This is a genomic window from Paenibacillus sp. Y568, from assembly GCF_059445545.1.
In genome coordinates this window covers 296,961-312,071 of the sequence record NZ_JCAIUM010000004.1, presented here as the reverse complement: position 1 = coordinate 312,071, position 15,111 = coordinate 296,961, and the positions used below count along the sequence as shown (strand labels likewise).

Sequence of the window (15,111 nt, the reverse complement as noted above, 5' to 3'; positions counted from 1 at the left end):
GAGTTGAATGGATATGATCGAGATCAAGGACGTGTATAAGACATACGAACGTAAAGGAATTCTTAATGAAGCGCTAAAGGGGATTAACTTAAAGGTAAACAAAGGGGATATTTTCGGCGTCATCGGGTATAGTGGTGCTGGAAAAAGTACATTGATCCGTCTCGTAAACTATTTAGAGAGGCCCACTGAGGGGCAAGTATTCGTAGACGGTCAGGATTTGGAGGAATTCAACCCTTATCAATTACGCGTAATGAAGAAACAGATTGGCATGATCTTTCAACATTTCAATCTACTTGAGTCAAAGACTGTCTTTAACAATGTGGCTACCCCTCTTATTTTATCAAAGAAGAGTAAGAAAGAAATACAAGAAAGAGTGACCGAATTACTCGCATTTGTAGGCTTAGAGGACAAAGCCAAGAGTTATCCAAGTGAATTGTCGGGTGGACAGAAACAGCGGGTAGGTATTGCACGAGCCCTCGCCTCCAATCCTTCTATTCTATTATGTGATGAGGCGACGTCAGCCTTGGATCCACAGACCACACGATCTATTTTGCAATTACTAAAAAAGATCAACGCCGAATATAACATTACAATTATGATTATTACGCATGAAATGGCCGTTATACAAGAAATTTGTAATCGTGTAGCCGTGATGGAAGCAGGGGAGATTATTGAGCAAGGATCTGTATTAGAGGTCTTCGGACATCCTACACATCCAACCACTCAGAATTTCGTCAGAACCGTTATCCATGATAGCATTCCAAATAGTGTCCAAAGGTCATTGAAAGATGAAGCTGGACAACGCCTTTTTAAACTAGAGTTCATTGGTCAAGCAGCCTCTAACCCTATTATGAATACCCTGATTCGACAATATGATCTACATGTGAATATTTTGTTTGCTAATATGACTGAAATTCAGGACACGACATTGGGCAGTATGATTATTCAGATGCAAGGGGATCATTCTATCGTAAATGAAGCAGTCCACTTCTTAAAAGAACGTGATGTATTGATTGAGGAGGTCTTCGGAGTATGATATCGACATCGATTACTTTAGAACAATTTATACAATCCATTTCTGAAACCATTTATATGGTGGGCATCTCATTACTCGTCGGAGCTCTGATTGGAATCCCGTTAGGCATATTGCTTGTTGTCACAAGATCTGGTGGAGTCCTTCAGAACAAGGCATTATATGCGATTCTAAATCCAATAATTAATATTGTCCGTTCACTCCCATTTATTATATTGTTAGTGGCTATCATCCCTTTCACCCGTTTCATAGTTCAGACATCCATTGGAACAAATGCAGCCATAATACCTTTGATCATTTATATCGCTCCGTACATAGGTAGACTAGTAGAAAATTCATTACTTGAAGTCAACCCTGGTATTCTAGAAGCAGCGGATTCTATGGGAGCTACCCCATTTCAGGTGATCTGGCATTTCCTTTTACCAGAAGCGTTCACTTCCTTAATCTTAACGCTTACTACAGCTACCATCGGATTAATTGGAGCTACTGCCATGGCAGGAACAGTTGGTGGTGGTGGAGTAGGTGATATGGCGATCGTCTACGGCTACCAACGTTTTGATACTGTCGTTATGGTGCTTACCGTCGTTGTGTTAATCGTATTCGTTCAGGGGATCCAATCCCTAGGGAATTGGTTAGCGCGTAAAGTAAGACGCAACTAACATGACATGACAAGGATTAAACCTTACGCAAGTTTAAAAAAGTAATCATAAAAACAAACAATCACCCATTATTCTAAGGGTGATTGTTTGTTTTTATCTATCCCAAGAAAGCAATAGACTGTTTTGTTTTTCTTGCAAATGCTACTGGTTCATCGATGGCCTGCCAATGAACATACATGATTCTAGGATTTTCTTTTAACCAGTGATTATGAAGAGCTGTTACTGTAATCCCTTGGCTCTGAAGATTACGAATTAATCGATTGGCTTGGCTTTGAAGAAGCCCAGTTTCACCTAAACAGAGCGCACGACCCGATGAATCTAAGGATTCAAAGGAAAAGAGTTGATGACTAACCAACGGTGAGTGCGTACGTCTTCCCTCGATTGTCGCATTAATTCTTCTTGACCGATTGACGAAACATACAGGACCTGGAGTAATTTCATGTGCACCACCTAGAATTGATGCAAATTGGTTACATAGTCTTTGAAATCTCGGACTTACTTTTACTTTAGCCATTATATACCTCCTATCATTTGATAGTAGTATTCTATGGTTGATAGAGTTGTAGTGATTGTACTTTAATCTCTGTAGCATCAAGTTAGGGTTCTCACCCTCAGGGCATAAAAAAACCAGCCCCTTCTATACTAATAATAAAAGGTTGGTTTTATCTTTAAATCAGTCTGGACGCAAAAAAGGATCTCCTAAAGGAGATCCTTTTTTTATGTCCCAGGAGGGATTCGAACCCCCGACCGACGCCTTAGAAGGGCGTTGCTCTATCCAGCTGAGCTACTGAGACATGAACATAATGGTTTGCACCTTGGTTTATAGAATAATGACATATGTATGGAAGAAGTTGAATTTGTCATAACTCTTTTAAGAGGGTGCGTTATTTATTATAACGCATCCTCGCAATTTATCAATACCCAAACCAGAGTTAATTATTTACAAATTCAATTAAGCGTCTTATTTTACCTGTTACCACGACGCCAATCTATTCTGTCATCGGTATGTTTGACTGGATGTTTGGCAATAACCTCTTCAGCGAATTCATTATTATGAGTATACTTATTACCTTTATTTTTCTTGAATTTCTCCGCCATCGAATATCACCTCCTGTCTATAGTATGGTAATACCGAAGATTGAATATGAGTTATATAATTTGGATGGTATGCTCTTATCCGTCATATGAATGTAGAAATGCATTCACGCCTGATTCCTTCATCTGTTTACGAGTATCCATCGAACCCCACTCATAAATTCGCTGATACACATCATCTAGTGCATTCTGATAGGTCATATTTACAACAAGCTCGGGCGTATCTGGCCAAGGAAATGTGAACCCTAAAAAAGCATCTTCTTCCTTATCTTTTACTAATTCCATTAATCGTCTGATTTCTTGAGCTTGTTCCTCTGTCGCTTCGATCTCCCATTCATAAGTCGTTGCACCCCTGTCCATTAGAACCGATCTTCCATGTACGGATACATAATACTTACGTTTATCCACGACATCTTTTCCCCCTTTTTCGACGCTGTAATCATGAGACTCACCTATAGTTTTCCTTAAAGGACAGACATTTTATCCCTTCCTTCGGCATATTCTATATGACTTTGGTAAAAGAAAGGGCAGATATGGACAACCGACAAAGAGAGGATGAACCGTCATGTGCGGAATAACCGGATTTATACAATGGAGCGGTGATTTAACACAGAATTCACAATTGCTCGTCCAAATGACTGACAGTCTAGCTCAACGTGGGCCTGATGCTTCTGGAACTTGGATCTCCAATCCTTGTGCATTCGGACATCGACGACTAAGTGTCATTGACCCAGAGAACGGTGCACAACCCATGATTGTACATCAGGATGATGATGTGTACGCCATTGTATATAACGGAGAACTATATAATGCGGCAGAACTTACAAAAGAATTACGCCAACGTGGATATCAATTCCGTACGCGTTGCGATACAGAAGTATTATTAGTGTCTTATATTGAATGGGGACCCGATTGTGTGGATCGTTTCAATGGTATCTTTGCTTTTGCCATCTGGGATAGTGTTCGCCAACAAGTCTTTTTTGCGCGTGATCGCGTAGGAGTAAAACCACTTTTCTATAGTCATATCGACGAAACACTTATATTCGGTTCGGAACCTAAGGCTCTTCTTCAGCATCCAAAAGTGGAACCCGTTGTGGGACCTGAAGGATTAGCAGAAATCTTTGTTATTGGGCCGGCACGTACGCCAGGGCATGGTGTATACCGCAACGTTCATGAACTTCGTCCAGGAAACGCCATGATTTTTAACCGTAATGGTCTACGTACTTACCCTTACTGGAAGCTCGAGAGTCATGTACATGAAGATGATGAGAACACTACCGCACGCAAGCTAAAGGAAATTCTTCAGGATACACTTGAACGCCAATTAATATCTGATGTTCCCGTATGCACGCTGTTATCCGGTGGTCTAGATTCCAGTGCGTTAACTGCATTAGCTGTAGATTTCTATCAACGCTCAGGGCAAGAACAAATGCACACCTATTCCGTTGATTATGTGGATAATGATAAACACTTCAAATCCCATTCATTCCAACCCGGAGCCGATGCTCCTTGGATCAAACGCATGGTCGAAGAGCTTGGGACTACACACCACTACATTGAAATTGATACTCCCGAACTCATTGGCGCGTTAGAAGCTTCTACTAGGGCTCGGGACTTACCTGGAATGACTGATGTGGATTCATCTCTGTATTTATTCTGCCAAGAGATCAAGAAGGAAGCTACTGTTGCAGTCTCTGGCGAAGCTGCTGATGAGATCTTTGGAGGATATCCGTGGTTTCACCAGGAAGAAATGTTAAATTCGGGAACATTCCCTTGGGCTGTTGCATCAGATATGAGGGCTAGTCTGCTATCTCCAGAAATACGCAATTGGATCTCTCCTCTCGAATACCTAGGTGACAAATATTCAGAAGCCGTAAATGAAGTCCCTAAACTATATGGAGAAACCGGTAAACAAGCTCAAATGCGAGTCATGTCTTATCTTAATATTACACGCTTCATGCCCACCCTCCTTGATCGTAAGGACCGAATGAGTATGGGGGTCGGCTTGGAAGTCCGCGTTCCTTATTGTGACCATCGATTAATACAATATGTATGGAATATTCCTTGGGACATCAAGATGACAGGTAATCGTGAGAAGGGCATCCTTCGTAAGTCTTTGGAGGGGGTACTCCCAAATGATGTTCTTTATCGTAAGAAAAGCCCTTATCCTAAAACACATAACCCTGATTTTCTTGCAGCCGTAAAACAGCAACTACTAACCATCTTAGATGACCCTACATCACCACTTCTACCCCTCATTGATGTCGCTAAAATTCGGGAAATCGCCTCATCTCCAGATGCATCTTCTAATCTACCGTGGTTCGGTCAATTAATGTCAGGTCCCCAATTATTTGCCTACTTAGCTCAAATTGATTATTGGCTCCGCACATATCATGTATCCATTCGCTAAAATAAAAAAGGCTACCCTAGAGGTAGCCTTTTTATTCTTTATTAACGCACATTGAAATGTACATTTATCCCTTTAATTTAGCTATTAATTCCCGCAATGCTACACCACGATGACTTATAGACTGTTTCTCTTCTATGGATAACTCAGCCATCGTCTTATCATATTCTGAGAGGTAGAACAGTGGATCATAACCAAACCCACCAGCACCTGCAACATCTGTCGTAATCCAGCCAGAGACAGAACCCGAAGTCTCAATATGCTCGCCTGTAGCTGGATTATACAGTACTAAGGAACAGATGAATCTCGCTGGGCTTAATAAGGTTTGTTCCGTATCTTCACCCAGTTTCAACTGGCATAATTCATGTAATAATTTCTCATTGTTCTTCTGATCCGTTGCATGCTCACCGGAATAACGTGCAGAGTATACACCCGGTTGTCCATTTAACGCCTCTACAGACAGCCCCGAATCATCCGCGAGTACTGGAAGCCCCAGCGTATCTCCAACCGTCTTTGCTTTCTTAAGAGCATTCTCAGCAAACGTAAGTCCGTCTTCAACCACATCAGGAAGTTCAGCATAATCAAACATACTCTTCACTTGCTTACCCAATTGTGCAAAAGCATGCTCAAATTCTTTCACTTTCCCTTTGTTCTTAGTCGCAACAATGATAATATCCTGATCTAGCTTCATGTTAGACTCCTTTTGCCGCTAATCCAGAGCCGATCAGAAGTGATATTGGACCAAGAATTTCTTTTTGGCGTGAAATAATTTCTTTAATTCCCTCTTCCCCAATCTGAAGCAATTGATTCAGCTCTTCACGGGAGAATGGACTTTCTTCACCTGTTCCTTGCAATTCAACGAATTGTCCTTTTCCTGTCATGACCAAGTTCATATCCACTTTAGCCTTAGAGTCTTCTTCATAATTCAGATCCAATAATGTCTGGCCACCTACAACACCAACACTAACGGAAGCCAAATAATCTGTAATTGGAAATACAGGAAGCTTGTGCTGTTGAGCAATCTTATTCACAGCAATACATAGGGCTACAAAAGAACCTGTAATGGAAGTCGTTCGCGTACCCCCATCTGCTTGAATCACATCGCAATCCAGTGTAATCGTACGCTCACCCAAAGCCTGTAGATTCACTACAGAGCGGAGCGCTCTTCCGATTAGACGCTGAATTTCCATCGTCCGACCAGTAAGCTTACCACGATTGGCTTCCCGTTGATTTCGGGAATGAGTCGCTCTTGGCAACATGGAATATTCCGCTGTTACCCAGCCTTTTCCCTGTCCTTTTAGGAATGAAGGTACTTTCTCATCCACTGTTGCTGTGCAAAGGATCTTGGTGTCTCCCATTTCTATATATACAGAACCTTCTGCATATTTATTTACATTTGTCGTTATATTCATTGTCCGAAGTTGATCGTTATTCCGTCCGTTTGATCTCACAATTATCTGCCCCCTACATCATTAGCGTCCCTATTTTGCAAACCTTATTTTATCAAAGTGTAGGAATAAAAGCACCTTTTGAAGGAGGAACCTCTTTTAGATTGGTATTTGGTTAATATACTTCGGTCTTGATACAGGCTCACTATATACTTGATTATCTTCACCTACAACTTTAGATTCCCCATTAAGCTGTATTTTCACCTTGTTATTAACCGTATTCTCAGTAACCGTTAATACAACAGATTGTAGGAACTGAGAAGGAACTTTCTCCCCTTTAAGAAACATATCTTCCTTGAGAGAAACCGTAACCGTTCCGTCTTCCGCTGTCTTCACAGACTCTAGAGACGTGTCCGACGTCATTACCTGTTCCAGCCCCCCTCTTAGTTGAGGACCTTGAATGAGCTCATCGAGCGCTGCTTGTAATGTATTCTGTCCAGGTGCAACCAACCTTGTTACCGGCACATAATATTGTATTCCATCTGGTGATTCTGAGGAGAAATACACCGTTACTGAGCTAGAATTGGTATAGGTTGCCCCATCCCCTTTTTCCAAATTAATTCCCATACTTCGTCCGAGTGATTGAACAAGCGGCGTATGATTCAGAGGCATTTCCGTTATTTTTTCCCCATCTACCCAAAATTGAACCTGGTTAATGTTGGCATCACCCGTAAGTGTCCAAGTTACCGCCTCTAACATTTTTCGTTCATTCTGGGCATCATATTGGGTAAACGACTTGTTGAATTCCACCACTGCAAGTTTCTTTTCCTTCTCAATCGTGACTGTCTTCACCTCTGTACCTTTAGGTAATACCGCTGTGAACCCCTTTGGTAAGTATGCTGCATAAGGTCCATCTTGGACCATAGCTTCGAGAGATTGACGGAGTAGCATATTATCTTTGTTCTCTTGTGGTGGCAACCCTAGAGATACTGGAGCCAACAATCCATATTGATCTGTTAAATATACGGTAGATGTTGGTGCCATTGCTGGAGCTGTACCCTGTGGGGATGGTGTAACGACACCATTTACAGCTTGTAACATTTCGGCTTCCACTTGAGCTGGCGGTGGATCAATATCCATCGATTGTTTAGTAAATCCTCCACATCCAGATAATATAATGGGAACAGCCAACAGTCCAGCAGCGGAGATGCTGCGAATTTTATTTTTTGACATAATCTATGAGCCTCCCTAACGTATTTTATACAGTTTGTACTAGTATATATACGAGCCCTTTTCTAAAAAATAACTATTATTTTGCCATTAGGGTCAGAAAGTGAAATTTATTAAAACCAAAGAATGAGGTGTAAGGTATGAAAGATGAACGTAATCCGTATAGTCTAAATAGTAAAGCTGTATCTGAAGCCACTTTTAAATTGCTTGATCAACGAGGTGTCCAGATTGATGACATTGCTGAACTCGTGATGTTACTTCAGAAAAAGTACTATCCTAACTTGACGATGGAAGAATGTGTCCACAATGTCGAGATGGTACTTAGTAAACGTGAAGTACAGAATGCCGTCATAACGGGAATTGAGTTAGATATATTAGCAGAAGAGGGCAAATTGCACTCTCCATTACAAGAAATGTTGGTCAATGACGAAGGGCTTTATGGTGTGGATGAAATATTGGCTTTCTCTATTGTCAATGTCTATGGCAGTATTGGGTTCACGAATTATGGATATGTGGACAAGCTAAAGCCAGGTATTTTAGAAAGACTTAATGATAAAACCTCAGGAGAAGTTCATACTTTCCTCGATGATATCGTCGGTGCAGTCGCTGCTGCAGCCAGTAGTCGTATCGCACATAGAAAACAAGCAGAAAAAGAGGAGAATTTCGCTGAAGATGGCAAAGAATTCAACCCACTGTCTGAAGAAGGGCTAGAATAAGTTGGTGTTTTTTTGAATTCGCCAAAAAGGAAGGAAACTCTAATTTATGGATACTTAGATCAAAAAAACCGTAGGCCAAGGTATCAATCTTGGTCTACGGTTTTTCTATTCGCCTTACTATTTTTTAACACTAATTGAATTAATCATTAGTAATAATGGCTTTGAAGAGAATGTCCCCCTCTGAGCTAGATGTCGATTGCGCTTTACCTCGACGAACTAATTCCTGGACATGTGCAAGAGCTTCACATAGGGCAAACCTCATTTGATGAAGGGTTAGTTTATTCCCAAATAGATAGATACAAATCTCATACCCACTTCGTGGGGATTCAGCTAGCAACTTCTCAACCTCCACTAATCGTTGTTCATGGTGTATCTGTAAATGATCTATACGATGATGAAAGGTGGAGAATGGATTCCTATGCCCTGGAAAGGCCTGTTTCACCTCATATTGATTGAGTTTCACTAAACTATTCATAAAGGTATACAACGGTTCAGGATCACTACCCGGAATGAGACTTACATTAGGTGAAATCTGGGGCAAGACTGCATCCCCACAGATGATAAGGCCATACTCTTGATTATATAAAGATAGATGCCCGGGCGCATGGCCCCCTGTTTCTATGACCAACCAAGGTAGACCACCCATCTCTAGGATGCTTCCACCGTTAACGATGGTAATATGTGGTGTAGGCGAAACTTGTGGGATGAAATCAAGGAAGTGCTGCTCCATCTGATCAGCCCATTCATCTGGCAATCCATGCTGTCGCAACCATAACGTGAAATCCCTATGGATGACAGAATCTGAGCCCCACATTAGGAGAGACTCATCATGAGCTCTTTGAGACATGTATACCGGACAGTTACATTGTGATTGAAACCAACCCGCTAATCCATAGTGATCTGGATGATGGTGAGTTACAAATACTTCACTTACGTCCTCGATTGAATATCCCAAACGTTCAAGTGCCTTCTTCCACTCTTCCTCGGTTTCATCATTGTGTGGCCCAGGATCGATAATCGTAACACCCGATGAATGATGTAACACATAACTATTGACCCAGCGTAATGGATAAGCCATTGATATTTTAACTTGGTGAATCCCATAGTCCCAAGTGGTTATTTCAGGCATTTTCACTTTTTATCATAACCTTTCTATTGACAATAACTCCGAAAAAATATATGATTCGGCTATATTATTCTAACATACACGAAATTCTATATACCCGTAAAGGGGAGTAGCTGTATAAATAAAGTCGTCAATACGAGAGTAGTTTCTCCGGCTTTATTGGCAATTGTTATATACAATTGTTAGCGAGACCTTTACCAAATTGGGAATACCTTTGATTTTATTGAAGGGATTCACACTTTTGGTAAAGGTCTTTTTTAATGCTCATCGTTAAGGCACGTCAATTGACGTTTTTCTTATATATTTTGAAACATACTAAGGACACTAAGGGGGAGCGCAAAATGGATTTAGGATTAATATTAGAGTATGGTTGGGTTCTTCTCGTACTCGTAGGTTTGGAAGGACTTCTCGCCGCAGATAATGCGTTAGTAATGGCTATTATGGTAAAGCACTTACCTGATGAGCAGAGAAAAAAAGCGTTGTTTTATGGACTTGTAGGAGCATTCGTCCTCCGTTTCGGATCATTATTCATGATCTCATACCTAGTCGATATCTGGCAGGTGCAGGCTATTGGAGCTCTTTACTTATTGTTTATTGCTGCGAATAACATTATCAGGAAGTTTGTCAGCAAATCTAAAACGGATGAAGCTCTCGAAGGTTCTTCTGTTAAAGAAAAAAAGAAATCCGGATTCTGGATGACAGTAATCAAAGTCGAAGTAGCAGATATCGCGTTTGCAGTTGATTCTATTCTAGCTGCGGTAGCTCTTGCAGTAGCTTTACCTCCAAGCGGAATAGGACATATTGGTGGTCTAGATGGAGGTCAATTCCTTGTAGTATTTGCTGGCGGGCTTATCGGACTAATCATTATGCGTTTCGCTGCATCTTACTTTGTTACGTTGCTACATTCCCGTCCGGGGCTGGAAGTTGCTGCATTCGCCATTGTCGGTTGGGTAGGAGTCAAGTTAGCCATTATCACCCTTGCTCATCCCGAATTGGGCGTTCTACCAGAAACATTTGCCCATAGCACAGCATGGAAAGCTACGTTCTACATTGTTCTCATATTAATTGCAGTCATTGGCTGGTTTACAAGTGGTAAGAATGAAGATCAAGGCGATGAGAATCCTATTGCTGAAGCTGATAAACAACTAGGGAAGTAATTTTATTGAACTAAACAAAAAGGGACCAATTCCAAGGGTTACTACTAACCACTGGGAACGGTTCCTTTTTGATCATAATCTATTGCACTTATGAATTCCGCCACTTCATGAATCTAGAATCTAGATAGTCTACCAACATAAATAGTACAAATCCTATCAGACTAAACAACATAATCCCCGCATACATCTCTGTATAATCCATCCTTAACCATGCATCCATAATAAAATACCCCATTCCATGCTCTGTACCATAGATTTCTGTAAAGAAAAGAACAGATATGGCTGTACCTAATGAAATCCGAATCGTACTGAGTATTACGGACAAAGCGCCAGGTAACGTAACATGCCAGAATTTCTGCAATCGACTTGCGCCGATACTGGTCAATACATCGTATGTACTATCTGGGATCGCCTTCACACCATCGCGTACAGATATAATGATCTGAAAAAGTAATATCAACATAATCATCAAGATCTTGGAGGTTTCACCCAGCCCGAAGAATAACATCACAACGGGTAATAAGGCAATTTTGGGAATGGGATAGGTTAGATAAACAATAGGATCTAATAACTTATTCCAAAGCCGGGAGCGACCCATAAGCAAGCCAATCAACATGCCAATCGTTAACGCTAATAATAGACCGGCACAAATACGAAATAGACTATAGCAAATATGAAGCCAAATCGATTTCTCGTCCAAATTTCCTATAGAGAAATATACCGCGAGCGGACTTGGAAGGATCGGGTGGCTAATGAGCAGGTAGGCAATATACCACACCACATTCATTATGAAAAATACGAATAATAGCCTAACGATATGAAGGATATGTTTCTTATTTCGGTTCACCATTGTTCCTGTATTACCTTTCTAATCCTCTTAGTCTGTTGAAAAAAAATATCACTATCGCGCTTGTCTTCATATTTCATATGAAATACGGAGGCGTTATCGATGATAAGCGGTGATTCTTCTTTATTCAATGACATAACGATTATTTTTTCTCCAAGTAGAATGGCCTCTTCTACATCATGAGTAACGAATAACGTTGTTGCCGGATGCAGAGTCCAATTTTCTACAAAAAGCTGTTGAATCGTTTCACGTGTGACCGCATCTAATGCTGAAAAGGGTTCATCCAACAACATGATCGTTGGCTCTAGTGCAAAGGCTCTAGCAATAGCTACCCTCTGCTGCTGACCACCACTGAGTGACAGAGGATAACGTTTGGCTAAGTCAGCAATACCCATGGCTTCAAGCCACTGCTTGATTTGCCGTTCCTGATTCTTCTTTTGCATCCGATCACGATGACTGATTTTTAACGCTATATCAATATTAGATTGAACCGTTTTCCAGGGAAGAAGACCGTAACTTTGCGGCACAAGTCCAATTAACGTCTCGCTTCTATGAACGGATTCCCCCTCAAGGATGATCTCCCCGTCGTATTCTTGGATTAGACCCGCTACAGCTCTTAGTAGAGTAGACTTCCCGCACCCGGATGGACCAATTATGGTGTAAATGCTATGCTCAGGAACGGTTAAATTAATACGTCTAAGTACCCCTTCCCCTTCTACATAATTAACAGTTAGGTCCTTGATCGTAAGTCCATTATTTCTTAAATGCGACATCAGATATCACTTCTTCTGGCAATATATTTTTACTAAGAAGCCCTTTTTCCCTTGCCCAAGTAAAAGCTGCTTCAACCTCTTGTACATTCACCTGATTAGAAGGAAGGTATTTAGGTACGATAATATCGTTCTTCAAACTCTCTGGATATCCAACTTCTTTAATAATCAGATCCATGTATTCCGATTGATCATGCGTTTTCATATAGTTAACTGCGTCATCATACGCTGCATACATGGCCTGAATCTCTTGTTCTTTATCGCTAATGGTCTTCTGTTGAAATGCTAAGACAAACGGATTCACACCCGCATCTAACGTCGAGCTTAACACACGTAATCCTGCAGATTTCCCCATAGTGACATATGGCTCAGGTAAAATAGCTGCATCCGCCTTATTATTCTTTAATAATTCTAATCTTGTTGGAATCTGAGGTACTTCCGTTACCTTGATATCTTCTTCCGTGAGACCTGCCTTTTTGAGCATCGTTGCAACCGTATATTCGGTAGAAGTATTTTTGGATAAAATTACGGTCTTTCCTTTTAAATCCTTCACTTCACGAATATCATTATTTCCTGTTAATAAATCAAATTCTCCAAAAGTGGTACTAGTCACTTTAACATCCAGTCCTGCCTCATTATAAATGGCTATTGCAATTAAATCGGCGCTAATGCCATCCAGTTTTCCTGCTTGAAATGCCACATCACGGTCTTTGGCACTTTTGAACGTCTGAATATCCAAGTTCACGCCATGTTCCTTATCGAACCCCTGTTCATGAGCGACGATGAATGGAATAGCATCAATTGAGGGTAGCAATCCTAACGTTAAAGAAGATGTGGCTTCTATTCCATCAGTTTCCTTATTATTAGACGTGCTACATCCAACACCAAGCACGCTAATCAACAGAACCACCATACATACCATCATTATTTTTTGTTTATTTCTACGCTCCATTACCTATCATCCTCCATATCCTGTTGTTATTTATCTCTATTTCATCTCTAACTCTTCTGTTTGTGCATTTATTCACAATTCAAAAGATAATGTCATTTTACATCAATAATCACATTTTGTATATTTCAAATTAGAACATTTCTTCAACGTTAGACATTAGAACACCACCAAAAAACCTTCTGATGATATCTTCATCCTTAAAGGAGAAGACATCATCAGAAGGTCAAGGGTGCTCTTTGAAGGCTTGGGTCAAATAATAAGTTCGCCTAATTTAATTAGTTCAACTACGGCTTGCGAACGGCCTTTGACATTGAGTTTTTGCATGACGTTCGAGATGTGGTTACGCACCGTTTTTTCGCTTATGAATAATAGCCCGGCGATGTCGCGTGTCGTTTTATCCTGAACAAGCAATTCAAAAACTTCACGTTCACGGTGGGTCAATAAAAATTTGCTATTGTGCTCGTTTCCCTTCAATGGTGTCACCCCTCCTTGCCCGGGTTTTTTATGGTATAACAAGGTAAAGGGATACAGTCAACTCATTCTATGAATAGCATGGGGTAAAGGTGCTTTGTAATCGTAAAATAGGCTCATTCAAGCTTATGTAAATGGTTCTTCAAATCGATAGATTCCTTTTCTGTAGTGGACACAAAAATAGCCAAGAACCCTAGGGTTCTTAGCATTTATTCAGATCATACCTTTTATTTTAACGTCCCATATTGTTTAAGGGTCCGTTCGTAGTATTGTTATTTACATTGCTCCCTGATTTCGTTGGGAAAATGCGATTAACTAAGGTTTGGAATTCATCAGTAATACCACTAATGGGATGACCATTAGATACATCTGACACATATCCTCCTACACGATCCACAAATTCAGGATTCGCTGATACATATACATTTGTAATCGTAGGATCACTCTTCTTAATCTTGTCTGAAATCATGTCTTTTACTTCTTGCGTGATGTTGTGATCGTCATTACCTACAACACCATTACCGGTTCCTGGTGCAGGAGAAGTTGTTAATCCACGCATTAGCCCGTAACTACTTGTCCCCAATGATCCGTATCCATGATCTCTATTGGTTGGGTAATTACCACCACCACCCGTTTGGTTTGTTACGTTTGAAGTTACACCATTTTGAGTAGGTGCCCCAAGGCCCATCATATTCCCACCTGTACCCGTGCCTGTACCCATGATGGTTGAATCATTTATTCCAGTATTTAAATTCGTTGATGTGCCATTCATGGTGTTACCACCATTCATCGTATTTCCACCATTCATGGTGTTACTATCCTTTATGGACACAGCAACGTAAGCATTATGATCCGTTAACATGACTTTAGCAGATCCAACCTGTTTCATCTTTGAAATTTTATCCGATAATTCCTTGCTGTACCTTAAATTCCCCATCATGTTATCGCTACGCTTAATGTTATCATTCACAGAATTTATACCAAACCGATTACCGTTATTTAATGTACTATTTCTTGTGCTTTTTGTACTCATATTATTATCAGCATTTTTTGTAGTGCCACACCCTGTTAATCCTGTAACCGTCATACCCAATAAAAGCGTTGCAGATAGTACGGATACACTAACGGTTTTTATTCTCACGCTAAGATCGCCTCCTTATAATGTTGGACTTCATGTTTAACATCATATAGAGTGCACGATACTGCGTAGGGCTATGCTGGAAAGGTTTTGTATCTACTTCAAAAACACACACACTCCAT

At 40.6% G+C, this 15,111-nt stretch carries 17 protein-coding genes and 1 tRNA gene; 5 read left to right on the top strand and 13 right to left on the bottom strand.

Going from position 1 to position 15,111, the window contains the following annotated elements:
- Positions 1-13 precede the first annotated feature (13 nt).
- Both AC1D7X_RS08360 and AC1D7X_RS08355 read left to right on the top strand, forming a co-directional pair.
- Positions 14-1,036, top strand: a complete 1,023-nt coding sequence (locus AC1D7X_RS08360) for a methionine ABC transporter ATP-binding protein (protein ID WP_495475019.1) — start codon at positions 14-16, stop codon at positions 1,034-1,036.
- The gene (locus tag AC1D7X_RS08355) at positions 1,033-1,692 is read left to right on the top strand and encodes a methionine ABC transporter permease (RefSeq protein ID WP_495474999.1); all 660 of its coding nucleotides are present in this window, start codon (positions 1,033-1,035) and stop codon (positions 1,690-1,692) included. Before AC1D7X_RS08360 ends, AC1D7X_RS08355 begins: the two co-directional genes overlap by 4 nt.
- A 97-nt stretch (positions 1,693-1,789) precedes the next feature.
- Here the strand turns inward: AC1D7X_RS08355 and AC1D7X_RS08350 are convergent, their stop codons facing one another.
- The 4 genes from AC1D7X_RS08350 to AC1D7X_RS08335 all read right to left on the bottom strand — a co-directional run bounded on the left by AC1D7X_RS08350 (position 1,790) and on the right by AC1D7X_RS08335 (position 3,195).
- A complete protein-coding gene (locus AC1D7X_RS08350; protein ID WP_495474998.1) occupies positions 1,790-2,206 on the bottom strand; it encodes a DUF1259 domain-containing protein in 417 nt (138 codons plus the stop codon).
- Positions 2,207-2,412: 206 nt separating this feature from the next.
- Positions 2,413-2,486: transfer RNA gene (locus AC1D7X_RS08345), tRNA-Arg, on the bottom strand.
- Positions 2,487-2,658: 172 nt separating this feature from the next.
- Complete coding sequence (locus AC1D7X_RS08340) at positions 2,659-2,790, bottom strand: hypothetical protein (RefSeq protein WP_495455227.1); 132 nt, start codon at positions 2,788-2,790, stop codon at positions 2,659-2,661.
- Between the two features lie 75 nt (positions 2,791-2,865).
- The gene (locus tag AC1D7X_RS08335) at positions 2,866-3,195 is read right to left on the bottom strand and encodes a hypothetical protein (protein WP_495455226.1); all 330 of its coding nucleotides are present in this window, start codon (positions 3,193-3,195) and stop codon (positions 2,866-2,868) included.
- 157 nt (positions 3,196-3,352) lie between these two features.
- On the opposite strand from AC1D7X_RS08335, the gene asnB reads away from it, so the two are divergent.
- Positions 3,353-5,197, top strand: coding sequence for an asparagine synthase (glutamine-hydrolyzing) (asnB, locus tag AC1D7X_RS08330; RefSeq protein WP_495474997.1), 1,845 nt, complete (start codon positions 3,353-3,355; stop codon positions 5,195-5,197).
- 64 nt (positions 5,198-5,261) lie between these two features.
- On the opposite strand, the gene AC1D7X_RS08325 is transcribed toward asnB, so the two are convergent.
- The 3 genes from AC1D7X_RS08325 to AC1D7X_RS08315 form a co-directional block, all read right to left on the bottom strand.
- Positions 5,262-5,885 (bottom strand): XTP/dITP diphosphatase, encoded by a 624-nt coding sequence (locus tag AC1D7X_RS08325; protein WP_495474996.1) that lies wholly within the window; start codon positions 5,883-5,885, stop codon positions 5,262-5,264.
- A 1-nt stretch (position 5,886) separates the two neighbouring features.
- On the bottom strand, positions 5,887-6,648 hold the full coding sequence (gene rph / locus AC1D7X_RS08320; RefSeq protein WP_495455309.1) for a ribonuclease PH: 762 nt from the start codon (positions 6,646-6,648) through the stop codon (positions 5,887-5,889).
- Positions 6,649-6,741: 93 nt separating this feature from the next.
- A complete protein-coding gene (locus AC1D7X_RS08315; RefSeq protein WP_495475018.1) occupies positions 6,742-7,818 on the bottom strand; it encodes a GerMN domain-containing protein in 1,077 nt (358 codons plus the stop codon).
- A 134-nt stretch (positions 7,819-7,952) separates the two neighbouring features.
- Here AC1D7X_RS08315 and AC1D7X_RS08310 point away from each other — a divergent pair, with 134 nt between their 5' ends.
- A complete protein-coding gene (locus AC1D7X_RS08310; protein WP_495474995.1) occupies positions 7,953-8,528 on the top strand; it encodes a phosphatidylglycerophosphatase A family protein in 576 nt (191 codons plus the stop codon).
- Between the two features lie 139 nt (positions 8,529-8,667).
- Here AC1D7X_RS08310 and AC1D7X_RS08305 read toward each other — a convergent pair whose 3' ends face one another.
- The gene (locus tag AC1D7X_RS08305) at positions 8,668-9,657 is read right to left on the bottom strand and encodes an MBL fold metallo-hydrolase (RefSeq protein ID WP_495474994.1); all 990 of its coding nucleotides are present in this window, start codon (positions 9,655-9,657) and stop codon (positions 8,668-8,670) included.
- Positions 9,658-9,995: 338 nt separating this feature from the next.
- Between AC1D7X_RS08305 and AC1D7X_RS08300 the strand changes: the two genes are divergently transcribed.
- The gene (locus tag AC1D7X_RS08300) at positions 9,996-10,811 is read left to right on the top strand and encodes a TerC family protein (protein ID WP_495474993.1); all 816 of its coding nucleotides are present in this window, start codon (positions 9,996-9,998) and stop codon (positions 10,809-10,811) included.
- Positions 10,812-10,899: 88 nt separating this feature from the next.
- Here the strand turns inward: AC1D7X_RS08300 and AC1D7X_RS08295 are convergent, their stop codons facing one another.
- The 5 genes from AC1D7X_RS08295 to AC1D7X_RS08275 all read right to left on the bottom strand — a co-directional run bounded on the left by AC1D7X_RS08295 (position 10,900) and on the right by AC1D7X_RS08275 (position 14,992).
- Positions 10,900-11,661, bottom strand: a complete 762-nt coding sequence (locus AC1D7X_RS08295) for an ABC transporter permease (protein ID WP_495474992.1) — start codon at positions 11,659-11,661, stop codon at positions 10,900-10,902.
- Positions 11,655-12,431, bottom strand: a complete 777-nt coding sequence (locus tag AC1D7X_RS08290; RefSeq protein WP_495474991.1) for an ABC transporter ATP-binding protein — start codon at positions 12,429-12,431, stop codon at positions 11,655-11,657. Before AC1D7X_RS08290 ends, AC1D7X_RS08295 begins: the two co-directional genes overlap by 7 nt.
- The gene (locus tag AC1D7X_RS08285; RefSeq protein WP_495474990.1) at positions 12,412-13,380 is read right to left on the bottom strand and encodes an ABC transporter substrate-binding protein; all 969 of its coding nucleotides are present in this window, start codon (positions 13,378-13,380) and stop codon (positions 12,412-12,414) included. The genes AC1D7X_RS08290 and AC1D7X_RS08285 overlap by 20 nt, the downstream gene beginning before the upstream one ends.
- Positions 13,381-13,629: 249 nt before the next feature.
- Positions 13,630-13,854, bottom strand: coding sequence for a helix-turn-helix domain-containing protein (locus AC1D7X_RS08280; RefSeq protein WP_438347154.1), 225 nt, complete (start codon positions 13,852-13,854; stop codon positions 13,630-13,632).
- A gap of 229 nt (positions 13,855-14,083) precedes the next feature.
- Positions 14,084-14,992 carry a YhcN/YlaJ family sporulation lipoprotein gene (locus AC1D7X_RS08275; RefSeq protein ID WP_495474989.1) on the bottom strand — a complete coding sequence of 303 codons (909 nt, stop codon included), beginning with the start codon at positions 14,990-14,992 and terminating at the stop codon, positions 14,084-14,086.
- Positions 14,993-15,111 lie beyond the last annotated feature (119 nt).

What these genes read in the sequence shown, in the direction of transcription:
- AC1D7X_RS08325 (WP_495474996.1), bottom strand. Translation starts at nt 5,885, where the DNA reads ATGAAGCTAGATCAGGATATTATCATTGTTGCGACTAAGAACAAAGGG.
- AC1D7X_RS08310 (WP_495474995.1), top strand. Translation starts at nt 7,953, where the DNA reads ATGAAAGATGAACGTAATCCGTATAGTCTAAATAGTAAAGCTGTATCT.
- AC1D7X_RS08295 (WP_495474992.1), bottom strand. Translation starts at nt 11,661, where the DNA reads ATGGTGAACCGAAATAAGAAACATATCCTTCATATCGTTAGGCTATTA.
- AC1D7X_RS08300 (WP_495474993.1), top strand. Translation starts at nt 9,996, where the DNA reads ATGGATTTAGGATTAATATTAGAGTATGGTTGGGTTCTTCTCGTACTC.
- AC1D7X_RS08350 (WP_495474998.1), bottom strand. Translation starts at nt 2,206, where the DNA reads ATGGCTAAAGTAAAAGTAAGTCCGAGATTTCAAAGACTATGTAACCAA.
- AC1D7X_RS08285 (WP_495474990.1), bottom strand. Translation starts at nt 13,380, where the DNA reads ATGGAGCGTAGAAATAAACAAAAAATAATGATGGTATGTATGGTGGTT.
- asnB (WP_495474997.1), top strand. Translation starts at nt 3,353, where the DNA reads ATGTGCGGAATAACCGGATTTATACAATGGAGCGGTGATTTAACACAG.
- AC1D7X_RS08305 (WP_495474994.1), bottom strand. Translation starts at nt 9,657, where the DNA reads ATGCCTGAAATAACCACTTGGGACTATGGGATTCACCAAGTTAAAATA.
- AC1D7X_RS08340 (WP_495455227.1), bottom strand. Translation starts at nt 2,790, where the DNA reads ATGGCGGAGAAATTCAAGAAAAATAAAGGTAATAAGTATACTCATAAT.
- AC1D7X_RS08290 (WP_495474991.1), bottom strand. Translation starts at nt 12,431, where the DNA reads ATGTCGCATTTAAGAAATAATGGACTTACGATCAAGGACCTAACTGTT.
- AC1D7X_RS08355 (WP_495474999.1), top strand. Translation starts at nt 1,033, where the DNA reads ATGATATCGACATCGATTACTTTAGAACAATTTATACAATCCATTTCT.
- AC1D7X_RS08360 (WP_495475019.1), top strand. Translation starts at nt 14, where the DNA reads ATGATCGAGATCAAGGACGTGTATAAGACATACGAACGTAAAGGAATT.